Source organism: Paenibacillus silagei (genome assembly GCF_017874735.1).
Lineage (GTDB): Bacteria > Bacillota > Bacilli > Paenibacillales > Paenibacillaceae > Paenibacillus_AQ > Paenibacillus_AQ silagei.
In genome coordinates this window covers 26243-50115 of record NZ_JAGGLV010000014.1, presented here as the reverse complement: position 1 = coordinate 50115, position 23873 = coordinate 26243, and the positions used below count along the sequence as shown (strand labels likewise).

Annotated in this window: 13 protein-coding genes; 5 read left to right on the top strand and 8 right to left on the bottom strand. The window is 57.3% G+C overall.

All coding sequences use genetic code 11. The features are described from left to right. Together J2Z70_RS20030 and J2Z70_RS20025 are read right to left on the bottom strand one after the other, a co-directional pair. The gene (locus J2Z70_RS20030; protein ID WP_245368391.1) at positions 1 to 951 is read right to left on the bottom strand and encodes a tripartite tricarboxylate transporter substrate binding protein; all 951 of its coding nucleotides are present in this window, start codon (positions 949 to 951) and stop codon (positions 1 to 3) included. A 241-nt stretch (positions 952 to 1192) separates the two neighbouring features. After that, positions 1193 to 3511, bottom strand: a complete 2319-nt coding sequence (locus tag J2Z70_RS20025) for a helix-turn-helix domain-containing protein (RefSeq protein WP_209876157.1) — start codon at positions 3509 to 3511, stop codon at positions 1193 to 1195. Positions 3512 to 3696: 185 nt separating this feature from the next. On the opposite strand from J2Z70_RS20025, the gene J2Z70_RS20020 reads away from it, so the two are divergent. Further along, positions 3697 to 5334 (top strand): SWIM zinc finger family protein, encoded by a 1638-nt coding sequence (locus J2Z70_RS20020; RefSeq protein ID WP_209876155.1) that lies wholly within the window; start codon positions 3697 to 3699, stop codon positions 5332 to 5334. After that, the gene (locus J2Z70_RS20015) at positions 5331 to 8372 is read left to right on the top strand and encodes a DEAD/DEAH box helicase (protein WP_209876153.1); all 3042 of its coding nucleotides are present in this window, start codon (positions 5331 to 5333) and stop codon (positions 8370 to 8372) included. Before J2Z70_RS20020 ends, J2Z70_RS20015 begins: the two co-directional genes overlap by 4 nt. A gap of 123 nt (positions 8373 to 8495) precedes the next feature. Here the strand turns inward: J2Z70_RS20015 and J2Z70_RS20010 are convergent, their stop codons facing one another. Further along, positions 8496 to 9290, bottom strand: a complete 795-nt coding sequence (locus J2Z70_RS20010; protein ID WP_209876151.1) for a hypothetical protein — start codon at positions 9288 to 9290, stop codon at positions 8496 to 8498. Between the two features lie 573 nt (positions 9291 to 9863). Between J2Z70_RS20010 and hflX the strand changes: the two genes are divergently transcribed. The 3 genes from hflX (at position 9864) to J2Z70_RS19995 (ending at position 13292) form a co-directional block, all read left to right on the top strand. Then, positions 9864 to 11135: a GTPase HflX gene (gene hflX, locus J2Z70_RS20005; protein WP_209876150.1), complete on the top strand. Its 1272-nt coding sequence runs from the start codon at positions 9864 to 9866 to the stop codon at positions 11133 to 11135. A gap of 227 nt (positions 11136 to 11362) precedes the next feature. Continuing rightward, on the top strand, positions 11363 to 12862 hold the full coding sequence (locus J2Z70_RS20000; RefSeq protein ID WP_209876148.1) for an alpha/beta hydrolase family protein: 1500 nt from the start codon (positions 11363 to 11365) through the stop codon (positions 12860 to 12862). A gap of 7 nt (positions 12863 to 12869) precedes the next feature. Next, positions 12870 to 13292, top strand: a complete 423-nt coding sequence (locus J2Z70_RS19995; RefSeq protein WP_209876146.1) for a hypothetical protein — start codon at positions 12870 to 12872, stop codon at positions 13290 to 13292. A gap of 13 nt (positions 13293 to 13305) precedes the next feature. On the opposite strand, the gene J2Z70_RS19990 is transcribed toward J2Z70_RS19995, so the two are convergent. The 5 genes from J2Z70_RS19990 to J2Z70_RS19970 all read right to left on the bottom strand — a co-directional run bounded on the left by J2Z70_RS19990 (position 13306) and on the right by J2Z70_RS19970 (position 23870). Further along, positions 13306 to 15405, bottom strand: coding sequence for a hypothetical protein (locus J2Z70_RS19990; protein WP_209876144.1), 2100 nt, complete (start codon positions 15403 to 15405; stop codon positions 13306 to 13308). Beyond that, the gene (locus tag J2Z70_RS19985) at positions 15402 to 16787 is read right to left on the bottom strand and encodes a glycoside hydrolase family 88/105 protein (protein ID WP_245368382.1); all 1386 of its coding nucleotides are present in this window, start codon (positions 16785 to 16787) and stop codon (positions 15402 to 15404) included. The genes J2Z70_RS19990 and J2Z70_RS19985 overlap by 4 nt, the downstream gene beginning before the upstream one ends. Positions 16788 to 16822: 35 nt before the next feature. Further along, positions 16823 to 18514 carry a glycoside hydrolase family 3 protein gene (locus J2Z70_RS19980; protein ID WP_209876142.1) on the bottom strand — a complete coding sequence of 564 codons (1692 nt, stop codon included), beginning with the start codon at positions 18512 to 18514 and terminating at the stop codon, positions 16823 to 16825. Between the two features lie 138 nt (positions 18515 to 18652). Continuing rightward, positions 18653 to 22183 (bottom strand): carbohydrate-binding domain-containing protein, encoded by a 3531-nt coding sequence (locus J2Z70_RS19975; protein ID WP_209876140.1) that lies wholly within the window; start codon positions 22181 to 22183, stop codon positions 18653 to 18655. Between the two features lie 133 nt (positions 22184 to 22316). Further along, on the bottom strand, positions 22317 to 23870 hold the full coding sequence (locus tag J2Z70_RS19970) for an ABC transporter substrate-binding protein (protein ID WP_051477893.1): 1554 nt from the start codon (positions 23868 to 23870) through the stop codon (positions 22317 to 22319). Between the last annotated feature and the right edge of the window lie 3 nt (positions 23871 to 23873).

Genomic DNA, 23873 nt, shown 5'->3' with positions numbered 1-23873 from the left:
CTACTTGCGGCTTAGTCCAAGCTCGGGAATCATGGCGGCGAACAGATCATCGCTCTCCTTGAGCTGCTTCGCAAAGGCTTTGCCGTCCTTCACCAGCAGCCCCAGCCCGTTCGAATTCATATATTCGCGGAATTCCCTGTCTTCGGTCCCTTTGATAAATGCCCCGGCCAATACCTCCGATATCGCATCCGGCGTATCCTTCGGTACAGCCAGTCCCCTCCATGTTCCTGTGAAGTTCACATGAATTCCGGTCTGCTCTTCCAGGGTCGGCACATCCGGCAGCGCCTCTGAGCGCTTATCGGCATTGACTGCCAATATCCGCAGCTTCCCTTCATCCACATACTTCTTCACCTCGGCGGGACTGACCGGTACCGCATCCACGAATCCGTCCATTAAGGCGGAGACGGCCGGCCCTGCACCTTCAAAGGGAATATGCGCGAACTTCACACCGGTCTCCCGTTCCAAGGTTACGGCGGCCAAGTGCCAAATGCTCCCCGTTCCTGCGTTTCCCATTTTGAGTTCCTCTGGATGCGCTTTCGCAAAGTCGAGAAATTCATTGACGTCCTGCCATGGCGCGTCCTGTCTTACGGTGATGGCGGAAGGATCAAAATTCGTCTGAGCGATCGGTTTGAATCTCTCATAGGTAATCGGCAATAATCCCAGATGCGGAAGAATGGTCAGCTCGGCCGGCAAAAAAGTCACGGTATAGCCGTCTCCCTTGGCATTCGCGCCTTCCATCAGTCCTACGGAGCCTCCGCCGCCGGTGCGGTTAACCACAATTATCGGCTGGCCCAGCACCTTCTCTGTCGCGGTGGCGAGCGCCCGCGCGGTGGCGTCCGTTCCTCCTCCTGCGGCGTAGGGCACAAGCAGTGTGATTGGCCGTCCGGGATAATCTGTGCCGGCAGTCTCCTGGCCCGGGCCGCCTCCCCCAGGAATCCCGATTCTAAGCATCAACAGAACCAGAGCTGCTACTGCCGCTGTCCAGAGTCCTATTTGAGTCGATCGTTTCAAATCCATCCCTCTTCTCTAATATAGAAGTAATCGGGCAGCCTGCAGATGCTTGATGCCTAGCCTTGCGCCCGTGCCCTCACCCCCGTTTTATTTGAGTATCAGCAGCCTGCCATGGAGGATGTGAAAGTTTTCTCAAATAAAACTTTATCGCAACCGGGGGTATGCCTTCAATCGCATAATCTTATTCCGAATCCTCAGAAACGCCGGAATGGCGCGGTTTTGGCCGATCTGCATACTCCTTGGAAGATTTGCTGCTCTCCCTGAACTTGCCGGGTGTGGTCGATTTAATCTTGCGGAAGACCCGGATGAAGCTGTTCTCATTCTGATAACCCACCTGCTGGGCAATCTCGGCAATTCTCAGACTGCTGTCCTGCAGCAACTCGCAGGCTCTATTGATTCTCAAGTTGGTCAGATAGTCATAGACAGTAGTTCCGGTCTCTTCCTTGAAGATGGTGCTCACCGAGGATACCCCCATGTTCACATGGGAGGCGATATCAGATAGCCCGATATTGAATTGCAGATTCTCCTTCATATACTCTATAAGATTCTGAACCAGCAGGAACTCCTTCGATTGCCGGTGCGCCCCGAAGGCGTCCGATAGCTGAACCGCTATGCTGCATAGCATCTGCTCAATCTCATTAAGCTCCATCGTTGTCACCTGATGCCAGGTGTAGTCAGCCAGCTCCGCAGGCACCGGGTATCCCCCGGCAGCCGCCATATGCAGAATCTCCTCCAGCAGGTCACTTAGCGAGCGGAATACTTTTTGCGGCTGAATTCCCCGCTTGCGGGTCTCGGCAATCCCTCTGCGGATCCAATCCTGTGCAGCGGCGGCATCGGATACTCTCAGGGCGTTCAGCATTTCCTGCTTCCATAGCTCATCTGCCGCCCCGCTGCTCTCTTCATATTTGTTCTCTGCGCGGGAATAGACCCGTACATGGGAATACCCTTCATATAACCGGTAGGAGAGCGCAGTCTGCGCCTCTAAGTAGGACTGGGCGATATGGGTAATTGAGCCTGCTTGTTCACCGATGCCAACGGACACCGTAATCTTCAGCACATCGAGCATGGCAGCCGCCAGCCGCCGGGCATCTGCATACAGCTCCTGCTCCTCTCCGCCTGCCGCCTGTAACAGGATGACGAGACTGTCCTGCTGCGGTGCAGCGACCACGGTCCGCCAGGAAGCTTCGCAGATTTCATAGGCCATGTTAATCATCGCGTATTTGAGCAGCATTTGATCCTCTTCCTTAAAGCCCGCAGACCACTCGGTATGCCGGTCTATGGATAAGACCAGCAGCTCGAACGGACCTTCCTTCCAGCCGGTAAAGTAGTGCTCAAACCGGGTGTGTGTCTCCTGTGTGCCGATACTCCGCGTGATCAGGTCCTGCAGGAATTTGGAGCGCAGCTCCGGGAGACTCCAGTCCGCCACCAGCGATTTACTGCGGAAATCACCGACCAGCTTGCCGATGACCGGCTCCAGATCGTACAGTCCGCCCTGCCCGGCTGCCTTCTGCTCAGGAAGCAGCAGCTTGTTAATCCGTTTGAGCGGCCGGAAGGCCGCAAAATTGTAATAATACATGGCAGCGAGACCTACGGCGATGGAGATCAGTGACAGCATCAGCATCATATTCCGCGCAATCTTCACATTTTTGAGCAGCTGCTCCATAGGTACGAGCGAGAGCAGGCGCCAGCCGGTCACATTGGAGAAGGTCTGATTCGCCATGTAGGCCTGGCCTCCGATGGTGACATGGGCAAAGGGACTGACATCGATGTCCTCCAGCACCTTTCCCAGCTCCGCCTGCGGGAACGGAAGATTCAGCTTGGGGTAGATCAGCTCCCCTTCCAGGTTATACACGAGCTGGTAGCTGGAGAGATGGGTGTACATTTTGGAGAACAGCGTATCGTAATCCAGATCAATCAGCACGGCACCGGCCACTTCGCCGTTCACCACCACCGGCCGGGCAAGCGATAACAGCTCAGTATCACCGGGGCGGGAGCCGGGGCCGGTATACAGCCTTCTTTTGATCAAAAGCGGCTTCTCCTTCATTCCCCCGATCCAGGACTCCCACTCATGCTCAGGCGCCTCCCCCCAGGACGGAACATAGCCGTAGCGGCTGGAGAGCACAGACCGGTCCTTGAATTTGACCACGCTGATCGCGTGTACATCCGGCTCTGTCGCCAGCGCCTTAAGGTATTCCTGCGCCGTTGCGGCTCTGCCCCGGTTATCCGCCTCAGACGCATTGATATAGCTCAGTACAGCGGGATGGAAGGACAGATCCACTGCCTTGTTGTCGGATTCCCGGAAGGCCCGGTTCGTAACATCTACATTAATCTGCAGCAGTTCAATATTCGGTGTATTCAGCTCGGTGTCCAGTGCATTACGGTACTCTCTATAGGAGAATAGACCAATCATAGTAATCAGAAGGGATACCCCGGCTGTCAGCATCAGGATTAGACGGTTCTGTTTGTTGTGCAGCAGGTATTTCATTTTAAATCGCAGCATTGCTTAAGCTTCATCCTTCCAGCGGTTGCTCATAGGTTTAGATTTCAGATTAGCATGTTCCCCTAATTTTTCAATATGGGGCATATCATACCTGTCAGGATTTCAGACTTTTCCGGGATACGCTATACAATAATGATATAATGGAACGATGGATTCACCCAATCTGCTACAGGAGAACGATAGCGATGCAGTCAAACTATATCATGGATGCTGCCGGGTGGGATAAGCTCATCTCGGAGGTTGCCCATTCTTTCGATGATCTGACCCTGAAACGGGGATTTCAATATTATAAGCAGCAGCGCGTGCAGGCCTTCAGAATGGTCACGCCGTACAGAATCATGGCGCTGGTCGAAGGGCGGGAGGATTATGCGGTCTCCATTGACCTGGACGATCTGCAGGAGAGCCATTGCGATTGCCCTGTATCCGGGATGTGCAAGCATATGGCGGCTGTGCTGATGCAATACGCCGAGGAACAGGAGCGGCCTGTGCATTCCATCGCGAACGCCAAGGCGCTGATTGACCAGCCCAAGCTTCATTCTGCTCCGGCATCCGCTGTTCCGGGACGGCGCGGGGAACAACTGAAGAAGCTGGCCGCCCTGATTCCTGAGGCTACGGTGCAGCAGTGGCGAGAATACATGGCGCTGCTGGTGGAGCCGCTTGCTCATACGGTGCGCAACCCGCAGTATGCCGACCGGGCGCTCGCCGCCATCACCGGGGGCCAGCCCAAGCTGCCTCCCGCTGCCGCCATGCTGTTCAAGCTCCATGCTCATCTCTGTGTGCTGGAGAGCCTGATCCGGCCTGGCGGCCAGCCGCTCTCGGCCAACCTCTCCTCCCTTGGTTATTCTGTGGGCTACTATACTTCTATTGCGATTTCCGAGCTGCAAAAGCATATTACAGACCTGATGAAGCGGGGGCTGCCGCTGGCAGAGGCCCCTGAGGAGTGGCCGAGAGTCTACGATACGATTGCCTATCTGCGGAGCGAGATGCTGACGGAGGCCCGCGACCGCGCCAGAGAACAGCCTTATTTCTCTGCTTGTTACAGCCTGCTGTGGATCAACTGGATTACCCCGAATCTAAGCGGACCGGAGCTGTACACCAAAGAGCTGAAGGAGCTGCAACAAGCCGGAGAAGGGCTTAGCGCCGCTGCTCCCCGCCACGCCCTGCTGCTGGCCGAGAGCCGGATGTACGCTCTGCTTCATGAGGATGCTGCGGCTATAGAGAAGCTGCACACAGCGTCCGAACGGCCCGGGCTGCACCCGGAGGAGCTGATGAGCTTCCTGCCTCCGCTGGCCGAAGCCGGCCAGTGGAGACGCCTGGCCCTGTGGCTGGCCGCGCTCGGCCCGCTGCTGAACAGCCGAATGTACAATCTGCTGGATTATGCGGGCTACTGGGATGAGGCGGTGCGCCGCCTGCCCGAAGCGGAGCCGCAGATGTGGGATACGCTGTCCGGTATGCTGCCGCTGTCCCGCGAGATCTATGAAGTCCAACTGCTTGCCTACGGCAAATGGCAGGAATGGATGGATATGCAGATCTCCTCCGGCCATCAGCCTTCCGACTTCCGGGTGAGCGACCTGCAGCCGATTGAGAAGAATGCGCCGGAGCTGCTCCTGCCGTTCTATCATCAGGCGGTGGAGCGCTTCGTGCTGGAGAAGAACCGGCACAGCTACAAAGCGGCCGTGAAGCTGCTGAAGCGGCTCGCCAAGCTGTATAAAAAACTGAAACGCGAAGCACGCTGGGAAGTGTTCCTGGACGGCTTCACAGATAGACACAGCCGCCTGCGCGCCCTACAGGAGGAGCTGCGGAAAGGAAAACTGATCCCATGAATATGAAGATGCGCAATATTACTGTCCAGCTCGCCCTTACCCAGTATGGCGATGCGCTGATCTACGGTGTGGATGACCGGGATGATTATATGCCCGGTGTCCAGCTCAAGCAGAAGCTGTTCGCCTGGCATGAGGAATCCTTCTACGGTACGGAGCTCAGCACCTCGAAGGCCGATGAGGTCGAGCTGGTGGTGCTGCCTGCCGAGCAGGTCCTGCCGTTCTTTGCGGACCTGCGGCTGCTCCGGCATGTCGGCTGGAGCTGGCAGGGCGATGCCCAGCTGCTGACCCGGCTGGCCCCGCTGCTGGCCGGAATGCTGGAGGCCCGTCAGTATGCCCCGAGCTTCGCAGCCTACCGTGAAGGCCAGCTCCGCTGGGCCTGGACGGAGCAAGTGCTGGCGGAAGCCGCCGAGGCAGACTGGGACGATGCGGCCGCGCTGCATCGTCTTCAGGAGCGCAGCGGGTTCGCCGAAGGGCTGCAGGCTGCCTTCTCGGCGGCGGTCTTCCAGCGGCACTACAGCACCGAGGCGCAGGCCGGTGATCTGCGCAGTGAATTCCCGCTGCTGTTCAGCGCAGGCGGGAGAAGCGCAGCCGGTATGGACGAGGACAGCTGGCTGATGTCCATCGGCTGGAAGGCAGACACCGCGCCGTTCCGGCCGGTGCTGCAGCTGCTTGAGCCTGACGATGAGCTGCCGCACTGGCGGCTCCAGCTGCTCCTCCAGGACAAGCGCGACGAGTCCGCGCTTGTGCCGCTGCGGCTCACCGGGGACGGCGAGCCGCATGGCACTTGGCCCGCAGCGTGGACAGCGCATGTCCACGAGCGCGCGGGCGGGTGGCTGTCACGGCTGCGTGACAGCCTTCCGGAGCACATCGGGCGCGGCGCCGATGTGCTGGCAGAGCCGCTCGGCGACGAGGTCGCGTGGCGGTTCCTTACGGCCGACAGCCGCGCTCTGCTGGAGGCGGGCTGGCAGGTGCTGCTGCCGGCGTGGTGGGAAGCCGCCAGCCGCAGGAAGCCGCGCCTGCGCGCGAAGATCAGCTCCGGCACGGCTGAGGGCAGCCGCGGGCAGTCACTGTTCGGCCTGGATGCGCTCGTCGATTTCGACTGGCGCATCTCCATCGGCGACGCCGACCTGACCGAGGCGGAGTTCGCCGACCTCGTAGCGCGCGGGGAACGCCTCGTCCAGTTCCGCGGCAAGTGGATTCCGCTGGACCCTGCGCTGCTGGCGCAGATTCAGCGGGCCATGGCCGGGATGGACAAGTCGCGCGGCTTGTCCTTCCAGGATGTGTTGCAGCTGCACCTGCTGAACGAAGGTGCAGACGGCGATTCGGAGGAAGCGGAAGCGCAGCGTGCCGAGGAAGAAGCGGTTCGCGTCAGGCTGGAGGTCGAACTGAACGAGCACCTCTTGAAGCTGATCGGACAGCTCGGGCAGCGTAGCCAGTGGCCGAAGCCGGAGGTGCCGGCCGGTCTGCATGCCGAGCTTCGAAGCTACCAGCATGAGGGCTTCGCCTGGCTGGTCTTCCTCCGCCGCTTCGGGCTGGGCGCTTGCCTGGCCGATGACATGGGGCTTGGCAAGACGGTGCAGCTGATCTCCTACCTGCTCCATCTGAAGGAGCAGGAGGAGGAAGCCGCAGCTTCCGGCGCACCCGTGGCCCGGCGGCAGACCGAGCCGGCCGGCTGGCCTTCGCTGATCATCTGTCCGACCTCCGTGCTGGGCAACTGGCAGAAGGAGCTGCAGCGCTTTGCGCCTTCCCTGAATGTGATGCTTCATTACGGAAGCCGGCGGCTGGATGCCGGATATTTCTACGGCGCGGCTTCGCAGGCGGATGTTGTGCTTACCTCTTACGCTACCGCTGCACTGGACCAGGAGCTGCTGAAGCAGTTCACCTGGGCAACCGTATGCCTGGATGAAGCACAGAATATCAAAAACGCCGGAACGAAGCAGTCCGCCGCCGTGCGCAGCTTCCCGGCCTTGCACCGGATCGCCCTGACTGGTACGCCGATTGAGAACAGGCTGTCCGAGCTGTGGTCGATCTACGATTTCATCACACCGGGTTATCTCGGCAGCCCGAAGGGGTTCCAGGACCGGTTCGCAAATGCCATTGAGAAGGAGCGCAATGCCGAGCGGACCGCTGATTTGCAGCGGCTGGTCAAGCCGTTCATGCTGCGCCGCAAGAAGAAGGACCCGGCGATCCAGCTTGATCTCCCGGATAAAAATGAGATGAAGACCTACATTAACCTGACGGCCGAGCAGGCCGCACTCTACGATCAGAACGTGAACAGCCTGCTTGAACGGATGCAGAAGCTGGAGGGCATCGAACGCAAGGGGGCCATTCTCGCCGCCTTGACCAGCCTGAAGCAGCTCTGTGACCATCCGATGCTGCTAACCAAGGAGGCACTGCCTGAGCCGGAAGACGGCAGCGCTCTGGACACCACCTCCTTGATCGAACGCTCCGCCAAGCTGGAACGGCTGCTCGCGATGGTGCGCGAGCTGCGCGAGGAGAACGAGCGCTGCCTGATCTTCACCCAGTATGTAGGCATGGGTAAAATGCTCCAGGCCGTACTTCAGCAGGAGCTTCAGGAACCGGTGCTGTACCTGAACGGCAGCACGCCGAAGAGCACGCGCGACCGCATGATTGAGCGGTTCCAGGCTCCCCCGCTGCCTGCGGGCGAAGCCACTGCAGATGCAGCTCCCGGTGCGCAGCCGTCCGATCAGCCGAATGTATTCATCCTCTCACTCAAAGCGGGCGGGGTCGGCCTCAACCTGACGGCCGCCAACCACGTGTTCCATTTCGACCGCTGGTGGAATCCGGCGGTGGAGAACCAGGCCACAGACCGTGCTTACCGCATGGGCCAGACCCGGGATGTACAGGTGCATAAGTTCATCTCGCTCGGCACGCTGGAGGAGAAGATTGACGAGATGCTGGAGAGCAAGCAGCAGCTCAGCGACGACGTCATCTCCGGCTCCGAGGGCTGGATCACCGAGCTCTCCACAGACGCGCTGAAGGATCTGTTCACGCTGCGCCGGGAATGGGTGGGATAACCCGCCACTGTGGATACCGCCTGTTCCGGCTATCTTTTATCTGCTACAGGTCTGGCATCAGTCTGGCATCGGTCTATTACCAGTCAGCCAGCGTGGCATTACTGGATCTCCCCCCCTCGGCCTTCACCATTGCTCGGACATTCTGAAGGTAGCCGCCACATTGTCCTCACCGGCAAGCGAGCTGACCACCAGCGTAACCGGCACTTGCTGAAGATCGTAGGCGAGCCGCTGATTCAGCAGGTTCAACGCCACATTCTGGTAGGCTCCGGATATGCCGGAGCCGATGCCTTGAGTCAGCACCCGTCCGCCGGTGACTGTTGTACAGGTATAGTTCACCAGCAGCGCTGTTTCAGTGACTGGAATAGCCGTAGTCGGCGTAGGGTAATTCACAAAAGTTCCATTCACGGTCCCCCCGGCTATCACCTTATAGCGGATAGGGGTAGAGGCTAGAATCTCCAGCCCGTCTGGAACGATCTCGGCGGCCACTGCTTCAGGAACGGCGATCGTAGTGCTTCTGCGGAAGCTGATGGCTGCGGTGTCGCTGCTCGTTACGGGGATATTGTTACGAAACTCTGAGGTAATCCGGCTAAGCGCCACGGGCTGCAGGGTAACGGGACTCCAGAGCCCGCTGCTGTCCACAAGGAAGATCCGCACCCGTACCTGCTCCTGGGAGTAGGAAATATTGAATTGGAAAAAATTCTGCGTAATATTATACGTTTTGGTCACAACCTCCCGATAGTTCGACTCGAACAACTCCTGCGCGAACAGCGTGGAGGGACTTACATCGTTGTTGTAACCAGTCAAATAGACCGATCCCTGGGCCATCCCATTGTTTACTACCTTCACTACTGCCTGACTGATGAGTCCTGCTCCCGGGGTAGGGTTCTTTGTTAACATATTGGTTGTCAGTATAGGCATAGTTATCACCCTCCGTTAGAGCTGTATTCAATAGGATATGCAGATATAATTGGAAGTTTCTGGTCGATTGACAGACCATGGCAGTTGTCAATTCACAGACACTGTGCTAAAATCAATGTAACTTTTTTAGAACGGAGGGTTGCGTGTGATAGACTATATCCGGATTCGCACTTTGCGCGGCTAATTATTTTCCCATAGCGCGAAAGCTCTGCCTTGTGCAGAGGACTCAGGATAAGTCTGTCCATAACACGTAACCCATAGCATACACCTGTTAATCCGCAACCCGTACACTGATTCCCGGAACCGGTACCCTGTGCCCAATAAGGCCTGTATCCGCTCCGCCAGATTCTGTGTTTACCAGGAGGATTAGCTCTATATCTTTTGAAGTTGCCGGGGCCCTCGCCCTTGCCGCTTGAACCTTCATGGTGTCTATGGCAAGCATGGCCGTATAGCTGCTCCCGCGCAGCGGGCTATACCAGACTTTATTCTGTTGTTCCTCCAACTACTGTTAGCACAGGCAGACTGCCTGTGCTTTTTTGATGCTCAAATTACACTATGGAGGTTGATCTATATATGGAACCCATACTACAGAAAGCCGTTATCGTCGGCATGCAGCTGCAGAACGACACGAACTTCGCTTATTCGATGGAGGAGCTGCGCAATCTGGCAGCCGCCTGCGAGATTGAGGTCGTGGCTGAGCTTAGCCAGAAGTCCAGCCGGGTGAACCCGTCGCATTACATCGGGACCGGCAAAATCCAGGAGCTGGCGCTGCTGATGGAGCAGCATGAAGCACCGATCGTTATTTTCAACGATGAGCTGTCCCCTTCCCAGATCCGCAATCTGGAGTCCGCCCTGGACCGCCAGGTTATTGACCGGACCATTCTGATTCTGAATATCTTCGCCTCACGGGCGAAGACCAAGGAGGCTCAGCTGCAGGTAGAGGTCGCACAGCTGCAATATATGCTTCCCCGCCTGAGCGGCCTGCGCGAATCTCTCGGCAGACAGGGCGGCGGGGCCGGCTTGAAGAACCGGGGAGCTGGGGAAACGAAGCTGGAGCTGGACCGCAGACGGATTGAAGAGCGGATCTCGGCGCTTCAGTTAGAGCTGCAGACGCAGGTCGCAAGGCGTCAGATCCAGCGTAAGCAGCGGCATAAGAATGAGGTGCCTGTGGTCTGTCTGGTCGGCTACACCAACACCGGCAAGTCCAGCTTAATGAACACACTGGTGGAGACCTATCATCCCGGTTCGGGCAAAGGCGTGCTCGCCAAGGATATGCTGTTCGCGACGCTTGAGACCTCAGTGCGCAGCATTGTGCTGCCCGATCACAAGACCTTCCTGTTAACCGACACCGTAGGCTTCGTCAGCCAGCTGCCTCATCATCTGGTGAAGGCGTTCCGCTCGACTCTGGAGGAGGTAACGGAAGCCGATCTGCTGATTCATGTCGTCGATATTGCCGATCCGCAGCATGAGCAGCATATGGCGGTAACGAATGAGACCCTGAAGGCGCTGGGCGCTGACGGAATCCCTACCCTGTACGCCTACAACAAGGCTGATCTGGGGGAGGACCCCTACCCGCAGGTGGAGGAGAACTCTGTAACCCTGTCTGCTAAGAAAAACCGCGGGATCGCCGAGCTGGTCACTCTGATCCGCAGCCGCATCTTCACCGACTATGTACAGTGTGAGATCCTGGTCCCGTTCGACCGGGGCAGCATTGTCTCCTATTTCAACGAACATGCCGATGTGCAGTCCGTCAGCTACGAAGAGCAGGGCACACGCCTGAAGCTGGAATGCCGGGCCGCCGATTACGAGCGGTTCAGAGATGATTTTGTAGAGCTGCCACAATAAAATCGCTGAATGTCACAGGAGCTGGTCCCCGCATTACGGGGCCAGCTCCTTGTGCTATGTTCCTGAGCGGGGACCTGAATACGATACAACCAAACCGCTGGGCATACCAGTGGTTTTTTGTCGTTTATAGCAACATACAGGGGATTGATATATTTTAGCGGGCAACACCGTCTTTATATTGAGCAGATAAGAAACCAAAATGAACATTAGTCAAAAGGAGATTGAACATGAGATTATTCGAAATGTTGCTTTTTTTCTCGGATATTATTGTGCTTGTATTAACACTCTTGCTGCATAAGGACCGCCGGATCATACCCTTACTCATCGCAAGCGGGACCGCTACACTTATTATGTTCATTCATTGGGCGGCAGAAGGCTACCGGATTCAGCTATTGCTGCTGTACGGCGTAACGATGATGTTGTTGGCTGTTTCAATGTATCATTATGTTAAAAAGAACGCTCTGCCCCGAATCCCGCGCTTCCTCCGGGGCTTAGCGTATACGGCGATAGTGATGATGCTTGTTGCAACGGCGGGACTTATGTATGTTTTCCCTGTATTCAAGCTGCCTGCACCGGCAGGTGCGTTCAAGGTCGGCACACAAGCTTTTCATTTTGTAGATACAGCCCGGAAAGAGAGCTTCGACAGCACTGGAGGGCGGAGCAGGGAATTGATGGTACAGGTGTGGTATCCGGCTGAAACCAGTACCGGCGGTGCGTATGCTCCTTGGATTTCAAGTCCGGGCATCTTAAGCTATATGGCTGAGCAATACGGTCTTCCGGGGTTTACTTTTCAATATCTGAAGTTTGTGGCCAGTCACGCTTATCCGGGGGCAGAGATCGCTTCGGCAAGTAACCAGCATCCGTTAATTATTGTGAATCCGGGCAATGGCTCTTCCCGGTTCCTTCATACGACTCAGGCTGAAGAGCTTGCGAGTCATGGATATATTGTAGCTGCGATAGACCACACGTATAATACATTTGCTACTGAATTCCCGGATGGACGGGTCGTGGCCAATACTACCGATCAGCTATTTTCATCCCAGAATGATTACATGACCGAAAGCCAAACCCGCGATATGCTGGGCAAAGTTCTCACTGAGGATGTGTCATTTGTATTAGATCAGTTCGAGCTTCTCCAATCCGGGCAGACCGCAAGCCGTTTCAAAGGGAAAATGGATCTGGCCCATGTAGGCATATTCGGCCATTCGATCGGCGGGGCTACCGCCTATGATGCTTCGTATGATCCGCGCATTACGGCTGGAATAGATCTGGATGGAGGACTGTATCGGCTGCAAGACCGGGGCCGCCTGCACAAACCATTTATGTTCATGAATTCGGAAAGCAATTCCAAGTCGTTCCAGAGGGTGATGCAGAATAAGGTCTATACCGATGCAGAGCTTAAAGAGATGGGTTCGACTAGGGAATGGGAGAATCAAACGGCCCAAGCCAAGAAGTTAGAGCTTCAACGGATGCGGGAAGCCATAGAAGCAGGAGGGCAAGTGCTCTACATTGACAATACAGAGCATTTGAACTTTACGAATGCACAGTTTATTTCTCCGATCTTTCAGATACTTGGTGCTATCGGACAACTTGCGCCCGAAAGAGCCGATGCCATCACGAATGCATATATACTGGACTTTTTTAATAAATATTTGAAAAAGGAAGGCGGTAAGTTGTTAAACGAGCCGGACCCCCGTTTTCCTGAGGTGAAGTTCGCAGACCTATGACAGAGCGGTGACCGTACAGGCTGTAGAGATGCCGGAGCGGAAATCAGCAGTACCATCGCTTTGTCCGTTATCCGCTCCGCATCTGCAAGGAATTATTGTTTATTGCTCTCATTTTCATAATGGACTGCCCACCCTGCGCATTGTGGTCGGTTTTTCGATTACATTCGGCCTACGTGGCGCGCCCGGTCCAATTATGGTCGGTTTTTCGATTACATTCGGCCTACGTGGCGCGCCCGGTCCAATTGTGGTCGGTTTTTCGATTACATTGGGCCTACGTGGCGCGCCCGGTCCAATTGTGGTCGGTTTTTCGATTACATTGGGCCTACGTGGCGCGCCCGGTCCAATTGTGGTCGGTTTTTCGATTACATTTGGCTTACGTGGCGCACCCAGTCCAATTGTGGTCGGTTTTTCGATTACATTCAGCCTTTGACCGTTGTTATCAGCTACTCTCCCGGAGCCGGCCGCAGATTAAGTACGAACCCGCCTTTCATGCTTTTTACGATTTTTACGATTTTCGCCCCCCCATCTCCCTCCTCAGCATTCGCTTCATTCCATTCGTTGACTTCATTCGCTCCCGCCGCCTTCCCTCCTGCAACTCCCTGCGCTCTGCCCCCTTCGTGCTCGCTTCCACTGCTAACCCGCAGGCCGCCCTCATCCGTCAGCTCCAGAAGCGGGGCAGAGTTCAATCTCCCCTCCTCCCCAGCCGCCAGAGAGAACACCAGCGCAGCCTGCTGCATGGAGGTGAAGTCCAGCATCCTGCGCGGACCGGCGTAGAGAATCATATCGATATTCATCCGGCCGTCTGCCTTATGAAGTTCCCACACCAATCGGTTGCCTGCATCCGCTTGCCCGCTGAATGCCGCGAACCAGGTTGTCAGGCGAAACTCCGTTCCTGCAATGGTGATAACCGTACCTTCTTCTGTTAATGCGGCTGTAACTCCCTCCAGAGCGCCGCCAACCTCCAGCCGCAGCCGCAGGTCCGAAGCCGCAATCACACCGCCGGTCCGGTCCAGATTCGGATGGGTATCCCCGCCATCCGTTATGAAATCGATCCCGAACAGCACATGGCCTGCTTCCTGCAGCGATTGAAAGCGTGCGGAACAGTAGTCATAGCCGTCATGCAGGCAGCGGAGCCGGAGATATGAGGGCTGTCCGTTATTATTGGCATAGATCAGCAGCGGCCGTCTTTGGTTCCACAGATCACTATGGGTGAAGGAGCCCATGCTCCACTGCAGAGTCATATAAGTGACCGCCCACTTGCCGTCATACCCCTGATTGTGATTTTGCACCTGACCCTGACCTTGCTCCTGATCCCGATCTTGCCCCTGCCCCTGACCCTGACCCTGACCCTGCCCCTGACCCTGACCTTGCACCTGATCCCGACCTTGCACCTGACCCTGACCTTGCACCTGATCCCGACCTTGCTCCCCATTCCGCTCCTGATCCCATTCCTGATCCCGCCCTTGTTCCTGGCCCAACTCCCGCTTCCGCTCTTTCCCTGTCCCCTGCTCCTGCCCTTTCTCCTCCCCTTCCAAGCGTTGCCTTATCTCCTTCGTCTCAGGAACCTTGAAGCCCTTCAGATAGGCAGGGGGACAATGGATGCCGCTCATATACCATTCCTCTTCGTAAGGCAGCTCCTCCCATGGGAAGAACATCACGGCTCCTCCTGTCGCCAGTTGCAGAAACGCCTTGCTCTGGTCCTCCAGCAGCACTCCGTAACAGCGGGAATGCGGGCCGGACCACTGGGCCGTGGCGGGGTGATAATACCCGGCCACGGTCCTCCAGGTCAGCTCTAGCAGTTCTCTGGTCCATGCCTTAACCCTGCTGTCCGAGGTCTCGGACTGAAGCTTCGACAGCTCCAGAATGGCAATGTAGGTGTAGACAGGGCTGTTAAATTCCTGAAAAGCCCCATGCTTCAGGGTATGAGCATGCAGCCTCCTGAGCCGCTCCAGCCCATAGTCCGCATAATCCTTACGCCCCAGCTTCTCCCCGGCAATTCTGGTCACGAACGCGCCAATAATCGCAATATTGGTATAATCCGGTCCGACATTGCGCCGGATAATGGCTTCGCAGGCACACTCTATGGACAAGACGGCTGCTTCCCGCAGATCGTGCGGGAAACGGTGGCCGTGGCGCGAAAGGGCCTGCACCAGTCGGCTGCCGCAGAAGTCCGCCCAATTCCAGTCCGGCGGAGCCATCTGGTCCAGCGGCTCCTCATAGAACCAGGACCAGATGCCGAAGGTATCATGCGCCGGGTCCGTATCCTGCAAGGAGATGACCTGCCGGATAATATCGAATGCCCGCTCTTCATAACAGGCCAGCCCCGTGTCGAGCAGTCCAAGCGCATAGCTGAGCGAGTCTCTGGTGGAGTGGATGAACTCCGCCTGCTTCAGCGTCGTATGATACCCCGGGCTGCTGAACGGGGAGCGCAGCATGCAAATGGCCGAGTCATAGCGGGATTCCAGTCCGGTCACCTTATGAATCAGCCGTTGCCGCTGATCCAGCCCTCCACCCGCAGCTTCTGCGTTATCCTTCACCGTCATCCCCCTGCCTCCCCTTCAACATTTAATGAACCTATCCCCTCAGATTGCTCCTGACGTCGCTGACCCCCTTGACGCTCTGGATGTTCTTCACGCCCTTGGTCCTCTTGTCCTCCCTGACGCTCCTCATGTTCTTCACGCCCTTGGTCCTCTTGTCCTCCCTGACGCTCCTCATGTTCTTCATGCCCTTGGTCCTCTTGTCGTCCCTGGTGCTCCTCATGTTCTTCACGCCCCTGGTCCTCTTGTCGTCCCTGGTGCTCCTGACGCTCCTCATGCTCTTGCCTCTCAAGCCGATGCTTCATTTCCTTCAGATCCAATGCCTCTGTCAGCAGTTGCATCACCAGCCCTTGCCCATACAGTGCCGGATATCTCTCAATGGTGTTATAGGCCGCTATCGACGGCATAACCGGGGTGCCTCCCGAGACCCCCTGCACCTCACCGTCTTCGCGGATGAGCGGAAGAATCCCCGCAAGTGCCGCCTCCGCGCTCTCCAGATAGGCATCCTCCAGCAGTCCGCTCTTCACCGCCTTCAGGAAGCCGCAGGCAATACCGGCGCTGGCCGAGGTCTCCTCGTAATAATCCGGCCGGTCGAGCACCGTATGCCACAAGCCGCCGGCCCCCTGCGCCTGCCGCAGGGCAGAAGCAAGCCTGCGGTAGCGGCTGTACAGCTCCTGTGGAATAGCAGTCAGGCTTCCGGTCCCGGCCACAATCTCCGGGACCGCAAGTACCACCCAGGCATTGGCCCGGGCCCAGCGGGCTGCCGACATATGGCTGCCTGCCCGGCTGTTCCAGCCATGGAATAGCAGCCCCGTCGCCGGGTCCTGGAGCAGCCGAAGGTGCTGCAAGGTCTGCTGCACGGCGGCGGCAGCAAGCTCCTGGTCGCCGGTCAGACCGGCAAGCCGGGCCAGGAACAGCACGGCCATATACACCGTATCGGCCCATACCTGTTCAGGGAATTCCACGGCCTCTGTCACGGTATGCTCCAGCGCGCCTTCCCGGGTCCGGGGGGCAGTATCCAGCATCCATGCGGCAACCTCCTGCGCCCGGCTGATAAACCACGGGTCCCCGGTCAGCCGGTACAGCTCAGGAAAGACCGCGTAGGGAGCCAGGGAATTGATAACCCGAACCCCTTCGGCCTTCTGCTTATTCCGGTTCACCCAGTGCAGCAGGTAATCCGTCACCTCTTCTCTACCTGCCGCTGTACCATATTCCAGCAATGAGATTACACCCACGCCGGGCACCCAGTCCCAATGATCTATATCCATTCCCCAATTCCCTTGGTGCCTTTCAAGACGCATATATTCAAAGATCTTGCGCAGCTTCGCCTCCAGTTCCCGCTTCCTGCCCGCTGCCCGTTTTGCCTCTGATTCCTGTTTCGCACTCAAGACGTCTGAAGCCTCCCTGAACCGTAATCGCCCTCTCAAATCTCCGCTTTCACCGGGGAGCTTCCCTGAAACGGAATCTCTCCGAACAGCGCCTTAACCGTCAGCTCTACTGTATCTTCATGCAGAGAATACGCATTCACCAGGGTATCTAAGAAGGGAATGTCCTGCAGCAGATATGGCGTAGCGAACGAAATACCGATCGGCCGGACTGTCTCCGCATGCTGCATGGCCCAGATGGCCTTGGCCGCTTCACCCACAGGACGGGCGGTGTTCATCATTCCGTGCAGCGGAAGGAAATAAGGGGCGAAGGCAGCATCCCAGCGGACCCCCGACTGCTCCCATTGCCGCAGTGTCGTCAGCGGCTCGAATTCATCCAGAATATCCACCTCTAGCCCCCTGGCCTTAAGCTGCTCCACAAAAAGATTCATCCGCTCATATCTGCGCCCCTCCGTCACCTTGTTCATCATGATGACCAGCACCCGGCGGACCTCCTGCGGATTCAGCGGCAGCTGGCCGGTGCGGTTGCGCACCAGGGTAATGCAGCGCCCGGCCAGCTCGCGGCTGAACTGTCTGACCTGCCGGTCGAGACCAGGCGGCAGCTTGTCGTCCAGCAGCGGCTGGGCCCTTGTGTCCTCTCCCCCGGCGCAGGCAGCATGCACACCAAGCCGCGCCTTCAGCTCCAGAATCCGCCGGACACTGGCCTTCAGCCGTTCCCGGCTGACGCGTCCGTCCTCCACCGCCTGCTCCATCACTGCGAAGTACCGTACTCCCGGCCAGAGCAGCACATCCGTACCGCAATTGAAGCAGTCTATGATGCGCTGCGTATAGTCTCCCCAGGATAAGAATCCGCCCATATCCAGCGCATCCGACAACACCACTCCGTCGAAGCCAAGCCGCTCCCGCAGCAGTCCTGTTGTAATCCGCTCCGAGACGGTTGCCGGGACCGGCCCCGATCCAGCACCGCCTGCCCCGTCTTCGATCCAGGGGAGGGCAATATGTCCGGTCATATAGGACATGACCCCCTGGCTGATCATCTCCCCGGCCACCTGCCCGTAGGTGGAGAACCATTCCTCTTCCGATAAGCTGTTCACCGTAGTAATGATATGCTGATCCCTGTAGTCGACCCCGTCACCGGGAAAATGCTTGGCGCAGGCCGCAAGGCCATGCTCCTGCATGCCCCGCATGACAGCGGCGGACAGGCGCGCCGCCTGCCCGGCGTCATCTCCCAGGCAACGGGTCGTAATGACGGGATTCATCCAATTCAGCAGCAGATCGGTTCCCGGGGCCAGCGCCCAGGTGAACCCGGCCGCCCGGCCTTCCAGCGCGGTATATTTGCCGTATTCGTAAGCCAGGTCTTCATCATCTGCTGCCGCAAGCGCGAGGAGCGGCGGGAAGGCCGTGAGACTCCTCACCGCCGAGCCTGCCCCGAATTCCAGATCACCGGAGAACAGCAGCGGGAACCTGCTGATACCTTGCAGCAGTCCCGCCCAGTCTCGGTAATCCTCCGCTTTGCCTGCGGCCTTCTGAATAACCTCCCCGCCGATGAAGAAGCTGCCCACCGGATACTGCTCCAGATACCGGCGGAGAGCGGCCTCATCATCCCCCTTGAACGGCAGCCTGCCCGCATGGTCCTGCATCGTCTGCCCGATCAGTTCACGGAGGCTCATCGCTTCAAGCGTCTCCTCCACCCATTCCTGTTCTTCCTTGCTTAACGGCTTCTGCATCATTTAAGGCTCCTCCCGGCAGGTTCTGTTCTAAATCCAGTGTACCGGATCACGAAGTTGCTCTACATACAGCCAGCTATAATATAAGTTCAAAATTCTACAAACTGCCTGCACCGATCCGCCAACCGGCTGATTACCCCGTCAGGGCAGGCTGATCTCCAGCGCCCGTGCCCGCTTGTTATTCTCCTTGTTCATCTCCGCATACCGCCAGATATCATTCACAAAAAAGCTGACTGTAAACTCGCCGATGGTCGGCACCGTCCACCGGGGGGTGCCCTGCGCACTGGCGTTAGCCGTCAATGTTATCTCCTCGCCCGGCTGAATCACACTGGTATTCGTGTCCGTCCACGAGACCACTCCGCCGTTAACCGAGAAGGCGCCGCCGGTAATCTGTCCGAGTCCGGTTGAGGCATTCAGCGGCGTGGGACGGACGCCGATGTTCTTCACTTTGGCCCAGAAGATCAGGGAGTCGCCCAGCTGCGGTGTGCTGTGCGCGGAAGGGCTGCCGTCGCTGTTCACAATGTGCCAGCCGATATCCGTCACCGTCAGATCCGGTCCCGGTACGGGCAATACAGACTCGTAGCTCTCGTACTCCAGCCCGCTGACCATCACCTTTCCGCCGTTGCCTGCAATCTCTATCCGGTGCAGCCCGTATTCCAGTCCTGTCAGCTCGTAGACAATCTTATGATCACCCTCCAGCCCTGCCTGCGGAATGACTATAGTCTCCTTAAACTCACCATCGACGTAGACATCCGCACTGCCCATATCGCTCTTGATATCCGATCTCCAACGGACACCGATGCCATTGAAGCTAAAGGCAGCCGTAGCATCCTCCTCATAGGTCACATGGGAAACTCCATTCGGTGCAGTCTCGAACCAGGTATAGTCAATGTAAGGATGATCATGTGCGGCCGGATACCAGTGGGAGAGCGGAACATACAGCCCTTCCTCCAGCTTGAAATAATCGAGATTTGCCCCCTTCCCGGCGGAGGTAAAGCTGATCATGTTATAGCCCGGCTGGAGGGTAATCCCATACTGCCGTGCGGTCAGATTCGCGGTCCAGCTGCCCGTTGAAGGCAGGGTTATTGTGGACTGCTTCACGCCGTTCACGAGAATATTTTTCTTCGATTCCTCATTGGAAGCGTATACAATTGTTAAGGTGTAGCTGCCACCATTCTCGGAATGGAAGCCTTGGATCGTTAAGCCTCCGCTATGCGTCTGCTCCACGACCTTGCCGCCCGAGGCGCTGCTGTTATTGCCGGTCTTCAGTGGCAAGGCAAAGGCGGTAGCTTCGGCCTCGAACTTGGCCGGATCTCCTGCGGCATGCGGTGTAATCGGCATGACCGGTGTAGTCGCTGATACGGCTGTGCTAAGAGGCGATGCATTGCCGGAGTCATCCACGGCCTGCACTGTGTAGCTGTAAGTGGTCTGCGGCGCTACGGTATAGTCATTCCAGAAGGTCAGCCGTCCCGGAATATTCATCACCGGAGCCGCTCCGCCGTCACGGTAGACGTTATAACTGACGACAGCAGCGTTGTCTGTGGAAGCCGTCCAGGTTAGCCGGATCTGCTCATGGCTTAATGCTGTTGCCGCAGGATTGCCCGGAGAAGCAGGCAGCGTGTTGTCCTGCTCATCAAGGATATACTGGACCGTCTCCCCCGCATCCAGCGCAACTGTAAGTGTAATGTACGGATCTGCCGCAAGCTCCACCCGGGAGTAGGCAGCGGCGTACGTCTCCCCTGGACCGAACCGTTCCCCGGCATACGCTCCGCTGGACGGCATCTTAACCTTCACCTGCATCGTCACCGGCGACGTCTCAAAGTTGACGAAGTTCAGCAGGATTTTATCGGACGAAGCTCCGATGGCTGTAGTGCCCAGCGCTGAGGTATCCACTGCGCGGAAATACGCCTTCAGCCCGGTCAGTTCGGCTGCATTCAGCACCTCGTAGTCCAGCGGACTTCCATGGGTGGCGTAAGCGGCAGCCAGTCTGCGGAACGTCTTCAGCCGGGTCTCCCCGGATTCATTGATATTAGCCGGTACCGCCGCTGTATCCTCATAGCGGTGTGTGTTCCAGTTGATCGCGGAATCGAACAGGCCAAACTCCGTCCCGTCATTGAAGAAGGCGGCATGCTGCATAATATGGTCGGCATACCCGATATTCCCCCGCAGCTCCCGGTCAAAAGCAGAAGCAAACCTGTAAGCATACGTCCCGTATTTCGTATTGTCGGAATGATTGTCGTTGCTGCCGGTCTCGCTCATGGCCATCTCTTTGCCGAAGCCTTCCTCTGAAGCACTATACACCCGCAGATTCTCATACAGGCTTCCGCCCGGCAACGGCTGGACGCCGGTCCCGCCATAGCTGTGTCCGTTGGTCACATCCGACAGCGCTTCAATCGGCGCACGCTGGGCAGCATCCCGTTCCCAGCCGTCAGGGGTGCCGTTATACGGCCAGTAGGCCCAGCCGGGAGCAACAATTTTCAAGTAAGGCTGGCTGTTCGTCTGCCTCTCCTCGTCCATCAGTTCATGAAGCGCCAGCACAGCCTTCTGTGCCCAGCCGAACAATCCCGGCTCATTGCCTGTCTCGGCATACTGGTACAGATCACCGAATTTGCTGACAAAGCCGCTGTAATAGCTCCTCAGCGCAGAGCTAATCGTCCCTGCTGCCAGCTCGCTGTTAGTCTTCCAGTTGCCGCCGATGATATTAACCATTGGCGCAAGATTGAGGTCGCGCAGCGTCTCCAGATACTTGCGGCCCTGCGGGTCCCAGCCTGCGCTGGTATCGGACCAGAAGGAGGTGCGCATCCAGTTGCCGCTATAGGCAATGCCCAGCCACTTGGCCATCGGGGCCAGATGGCGGATCGCGTGCTCGTCATACCGGAAGGTCGAGGCGGCAATCGTGCTTCCCAGGTGGACATACCGTCCGTGGATAGGCTCGGCAGCCGGCTTAGTCAATGATTCCAGCCTGAGATAATCCCATTCGAACCACAGATACTTGTCACCGTCATATCCGGGCGACTGCGGATCAGCGTATAGCCCGCGGTCCACAGTCAGCTTCAGCTCATTGCTGCCGGTCTTCAGCTGTTCTGAGGGAATGTAGAGTCTATAGGTTTCTTTCCATGTGTTCGTAAGGGGGGTCTCTCCATCGTTCAGCCCGGTAATCTGAATCAGCCCGCTGAAGCTGCCATTGGTGAATACGGCCAGCTGCGGAATTGCGGTGCTTGCATCCAGTACCTTGAAGCTGAACTCCACACCATAGAGGGGGACTTCCGTAAGATTGAAGCTTAGCTCCATCGCCGCATTGCGGTCCAGCTTCATGCCGCGGGAGATCGTATTCCAGTTCAGGGGATTGACGGGGAGGGTGATATTCTCACTGTACACATCCTGATACACTGTAAATTCTGCGGAGCTGTTATCCTGCTCGCCCACCTGCCAGAGCAGCGGAGACGGCTGGTAGGTATCCTCTGTGACTGTACTGGCTGCACTGAGTGTACTCTCATGTAACGGTTCAGCCGCAGACCCCGGAGGCGGGAACACCGCAGCGGATTCGCTGTCTTCAATAACCGCCTGTGCAGGCGGCATTTCGGCGGAGCTGATCTGTACTCCGGGCAATGAGGCGGACATCCATACCAGAGCTGCAATGAGCAATTTGCCTGTGATTCTCTGAATTCGCATAGTAACACCCTCTCTTGATCAGATAGGGGCTCCCCAAAGGCTGGATTAGCGAAAGAGAATACCCGGTACCTGCCGCAGGCGGCCGCTATGACTGCTTGCTGCCGGGTACCGGGCGTGCTATGGCCTCTACTGCTTATTTGGCGGCCAGAAAAGCGTCGAGCTGACTCTGAATTTCCGTAATCACAGCGTCCAGGCCTGCGGCCTTCAGCTTGCTGTTCATCTCCTTCAGGACCGGTTCAGGGTCCTTTTCCCCGGAGAACAGGGTGTTCTTATACTGCTTCGTGATATTGATCAGGGCACCAATCTGTGACTGCACCTTGGTCGAATCGAAGACAAATCCGATCACCGGAGACACGGTGGCGTTCTTATTCCAGTCCGTATAGAGCTGCACGCGCTTCGGATCCTCATCCTTATTCAGGTAGTTCAGCAGCACATTGCCGATCATCCAGGAGGATACGGAGTTGTAGCCGCTGTCCGCAATGAACTCAACGGTGTTGTTCTCCAGCTTCTTATAGTGCTTACCCTCAATGCCGAAGGTCAGCAGGTTGTAGAGCACCGGATCGGTGTGAATCAGGTTCATGAACATCATGGCCCGCTCGGGGTTCTTCGAGGTTCTGGAGATGGCGAGCATGGAGCCTTGCAGACTCTTGGTGCTGACCTGAACAGGCAGCAGCGTCTTGATGATCATCGGCTTCTCGGCGAGCCGGGTCCAGTCATTGGTGGAGGTCGGATTCATGTTGCCGTAGACGAACCAGGCTTTGCCGCTTTTGACCGCATCCTTCAGCTCGGTCTTATCTGTGGCGCCGTTCTTGTTGATATAGCCCGCTTCATACCAGCTGCGGATCAGCTTCAGCCGCTCCGTCATTGCTGGTGTGTCGTATTCGTTGAACACCTTCATGGTCTTGTAATCAAGCAGGGTCGGGATATCATTGCTGCCGTCTAAGTCCTCGCTGTCAGGATACGCAGTGAACCAGTGCAGGCTGTCGGTATGGTTCATGAACAGCGGAGAGAGGGCCGGCTCCTTCTCTTTAATCGTCTTCAGCATCGGTTCAATATCCTCCAGCTTCTGGAGGCTGTTCACATCGAAGCCGTATTTATCCACAATCGCCTTGTCAAAAGCGAACCCGACCGACTGCCCCAGCTCCTTCTCGGTTGGAACCGCATACAAATGTCCGTTGACGGTGGCTGCCTGCAGGTAAGCGGGATTAATCTGTGCCTTCGTCTCCTTGGCATAGGTGTCCAGCAGCTCCTCCAGCGGCAGATACGCCCCCTTCGCGGCGTTGGTCATGAAGTTCCAGGTATAGACCATATCGAACACCTCGCCGGACTGGATCATCAGATTGACCTTGTCGGCCGGTTTATCCCAGCTTAGCTGGTTGATCTTGAGGGTGGCGTTGATTTTATCCTTCAGGTAGGCGTTGATCTCCTGCTCTACGGACGCCACATCCTTATCCGGCCCGCCGGGCAGATACAGAGACAGCTCCACCGGAGCAAGCGCACCCGGCGCCTCCGTTCCAGCCGCTTCGGTTCCTGTCGCTTCCTTCGTTGCCGCCGGAGCTGTGGTGCTTTCCCCCGTTTTCTCTGTAGGCGCCGCTGTATTGCCATTGTTCCCCGCACATCCGGCCAGGGTGAATCCGGCTATCAGCACAAGCGACAGCAGCAGACCTGTGACTTTTTTACCTGCCATACT

Bases quoted from the DNA above. Each gene is read 5' to 3' on its own strand.
- J2Z70_RS20030 (WP_245368391.1), bottom strand. From the start codon at position 951: ATGCTTAGAATCGGGATTCCTGGGGGAGGCGGCCCGGGCCAGGAGACT.
- J2Z70_RS20025 (WP_209876157.1), bottom strand. From the start codon at position 3,511: ATGCTGCGATTTAAAATGAAATACCTGCTGCACAACAAACAGAACCGT.
- J2Z70_RS20020 (WP_209876155.1), top strand. From the start codon at position 3,697: ATGCAGTCAAACTATATCATGGATGCTGCCGGGTGGGATAAGCTCATC.
- J2Z70_RS20015 (WP_209876153.1), top strand. From the start codon at position 5,331: ATGAATATGAAGATGCGCAATATTACTGTCCAGCTCGCCCTTACCCAG.
- J2Z70_RS20010 (WP_209876151.1), bottom strand. From the start codon at position 9,290: ATGCCTATACTGACAACCAATATGTTAACAAAGAACCCTACCCCGGGA.
- hflX (WP_209876150.1), top strand. From the start codon at position 9,864: ATGGAACCCATACTACAGAAAGCCGTTATCGTCGGCATGCAGCTGCAG.
- J2Z70_RS20000 (WP_209876148.1), top strand. From the start codon at position 11,363: ATGAGATTATTCGAAATGTTGCTTTTTTTCTCGGATATTATTGTGCTT.
- J2Z70_RS19990 (WP_209876144.1), bottom strand. From the start codon at position 15,405: ATGACGGTGAAGGATAACGCAGAAGCTGCGGGTGGAGGGCTGGATCAG.
- J2Z70_RS19980 (WP_209876142.1), bottom strand. From the start codon at position 18,514: ATGATGCAGAAGCCGTTAAGCAAGGAAGAACAGGAATGGGTGGAGGAG.
- J2Z70_RS19975 (WP_209876140.1), bottom strand. From the start codon at position 22,183: ATGCGAATTCAGAGAATCACAGGCAAATTGCTCATTGCAGCTCTGGTA.
- J2Z70_RS19970 (WP_051477893.1), bottom strand. From the start codon at position 23,870: ATGGCAGGTAAAAAAGTCACAGGTCTGCTGCTGTCGCTTGTGCTGATA.